Raw genomic sequence first — 2968 nt, forward strand, 5'->3', positions numbered from 1 at the left:
TTGAACCAAAATAGGAACTCAGCTATGGTTTGTTTATCAATAAAACAAATTTTAAAACGAGTTAATCTACAGGCTCGTTAGCTTCTAAGGAAAAGTCGTTGAATATTAAATATCGGATAGCTAAAGAAAGCGATCTTGAAGATTTGGTTACATTGTTAGCGGATGATGTGCTTGGCTCAGAAAGAGAAGATGTCAGCCGACCTTTAAATTCTAAATATCGTATTGCTTTTCAAAATATTGTTAATGACCAAAACAATGAATTAATTATTATTGATGTGGCTAATAAAGTTGCTGGAATGCTTCAATTAACTTACATCCCTTATTTAACTCACATGGGAACATGGCGATGTCTGATCGAGGGTGTTCGAATTAGCACTGAACATCGAGGACAAGGTTTAGGTGAGCAGATGTTTAAATGGGCAATTAATAGAGCTGAAGAAAAAGGCTGTAATCTGGTTCAACTCACATCAGATAAAATGCGACCTGATGCCCTAAGGTTCTATAAAAAGCTTGGGTTTAATGCAACTCACGAAGGGTTCAAGCTTAAAATAAGCCAAAGCTAACAAGCTAATAAACTCGGACGCATAACGGTTGTCATCGTTTTTGCAAAAGAAAAACATGGCAAAAACAACGCCAACCTACGCGCCGGTTATTAAGGGCGTTATGTTGCTTAACGTAGCTCTATGTCATTTCCACTTTTTTTAGTACTTTTTGAAAGGATACATTAATGTCAATCAAGTTATCGGTGTTGTTATCGGGGATAGTTATTCTTATGGGGTGTTCGACTTCACCTACAGAGACTTCCGCACAAGTCACAGAATATAAAAATCTAGATGAAATGAAGCAATTTGCTAATTGTAAAGCTATTGATGCAGTCAACGCTACGTATGATGTAACAATGCACTCTCCTTGGGGGAGAAAAAGAGCGGCTCATATTAGGTTAAAAGATGCGGCGTATGTTAAAGGTGCCAATGCGGTCATTATGACTTCTAATAATTATGGTGTTATCACTGATCAAGTCCAAGGCGTTGCTTATAAATGTACTTATGGTGATAAATAGCAACATAACAAGAAATTAAACAAGGACAAAAAACAGTTGGCTTTTTGTTCACTGCGTTCACTTATTTTAGCCAACCATTTTTTGCCTGTTAATTGGGCGTTAGCTTTATAAAAGGATCAGTTGCATGTCATCTCGAAATATTAAAATTCAAGCACACTCGCAATCTATTAATAAAGTTGTGTCACGATTCCAAAATGAATTTGATGTAGTAGCCGCAGGGAGTAAGCCAACGGAAAAATTAGAAAGCATTATCTCCCAATTAAAAAGTAAAGGTTCAAACATTAGTGAAGATATAGACGCACTAATACTGGAAGCATACTCAATCGGTGCTCAATCAGGGTTTGATCGTGCTTTAGCGAGGTTTCAAGATGGTAAAATTACATCCAAAAAAGTGCCAAATGAAAACGAATGGACATTAATTTCTAGCTCCAAGAAATATCAAATTACAGAAGAGTTACCATCAGCTAAAGATGAAGTAATTAAGGCTACTGTTCACCTTTACTTGTCTGATAGTGGTTTCGAATAAAGCTAACAAGTCACTCAAAAGGACAAAAAACAGTTTGCTTTTTTTCGTACCTCAAACATTTTAGCAAACAATTTTTTGCCTCTTAGTGAGGCGTTGAGGCTGTAGAATTACTCTTTTTAGGAACGTATCCAACTATTTTTTGTTGGTTGCTTTTTAACCTTGAATCCATCTGTTCGCTGTGATCTAATAGATATTATTCACCCATGGTAAACTGTTATGGCTAACTATAAGCCTGACTTATCCTGTCAAAATAAATTCATTTCTATCAATTTCGCTGAGCAAATTTTGCCAGGCACATTTGAATATGCCCTTTGTTATATCGTCGAAAACAAACTCGATTTATCGGGCTTTGACGCGTGGTACAACAATGACAAAACGGGCGCTGCTGCGTATTCGCCTTCGGTAATGCTAAAGATTATTTTACTGGGTTATGCACATGGTTTTATCAGTAGCCGCCGAATTGCTAAAGCGTGTGAGACGAACATTTTATTTATGAGTGTGTCGGGAGATATCCAGCCGCATTACACATCAATAGCGGGCTTCGTGGCTAAAATGCATGAACAGATTGAGCCACTTTTTACGCAAGTGCTGATGATATGTGATGAAGAAGGCTTGATAGGCCGTAACATGTTTGCCATTGATGGGTGTAAATTAAAGTCCAATGCGAGTAAAGAGTGGAGTGGCACATTCGATGAGTTAGGCCGCAAAAAAGCAAAACTAGAACGCGCAAGCAAACGTATTATTGAACGCCACCAATCACAAGATGGACTGAGTGAAGAGTTAATAACTCAGGATTTAAAACAAAAAGAGAAGCTGGATAAAAGTGCAGATAAAATCACCGAGTTCTTAGCCACTCACAAAGAAAAAACAGGCAGTAAAGGCAAGCCAGTTAAAAGTAATATCACTGACCCTGATAGCGCGAAGATGACGACCTCAAAAGGGACAATTCAAGGCTATAACGGCATAGCGATAAACGATGACAAACATCAAATCATCCTGCAAGCACAAGCGTGGGGCTCAGTGGGTGAGCAACAAACCCTACAGCCAGCTGTTAAGCAATTAAAGCAGCAGCTTGATAAATTGAACACTGACAAACCCAAAGACGAGCACACGATTAAATTCACCGCAGACAGTGGGTTTAACAGCGAAGTGAACCTTGAATATATGGCGAAAAGTGGGTTCGATAGCTACATTGCAGATAATCAATTTAGAAAACGAAATCCGCTGTTTAAAGACAGTGAAACATATGAAACAGAGCAAGAAAAACGCCGACTAAAACGCAGTAAAGGCAAGCCACGATTATTTACCTCAGACGATTTTCATTATGATGAAGCCACCCAAACCTGCCGCTGCCCTGCAGGTAATGATATGTGGCGAAGTGG

At 38.5% G+C, this 2968-nt stretch carries 4 protein-coding genes; all 4 read left to right on the plus strand.

Annotated features, from left to right (window positions below):
* Positions 1–98 precede the first annotated feature (98 nt).
* Entirely contained in the window at positions 99–563 is a 465-nt protein-coding gene (locus GQR55_RS19765) for a GNAT family N-acetyltransferase (RefSeq protein ID WP_166421938.1), read from the plus strand.
* Positions 564–727: 164 nt separating this feature from the next.
* Entirely contained in the window at positions 728–1060 is a 333-nt protein-coding gene (locus GQR55_RS19770) for a hypothetical protein (protein WP_166421939.1), read from the plus strand.
* Between the two features lie 124 nt (positions 1061–1184).
* On the plus strand, positions 1185–1586 hold the full coding sequence (locus GQR55_RS19775; protein WP_166421940.1) for a hypothetical protein: 402 nt from the start codon (positions 1185–1187) through the stop codon (positions 1584–1586).
* A gap of 216 nt (positions 1587–1802) precedes the next feature.
* Positions 1803–2968: transposase (locus GQR55_RS19780; protein ID WP_166421941.1), on the plus strand; the 1166-nt coding region annotated here is incomplete at its 3' end.

Origin of the sequence: Pseudoalteromonas sp. Z1A8 (assembly GCF_011378855.1) — a bacterium.
GTDB lineage: Bacteria > Pseudomonadota > Gammaproteobacteria > Enterobacterales > Alteromonadaceae > Pseudoalteromonas.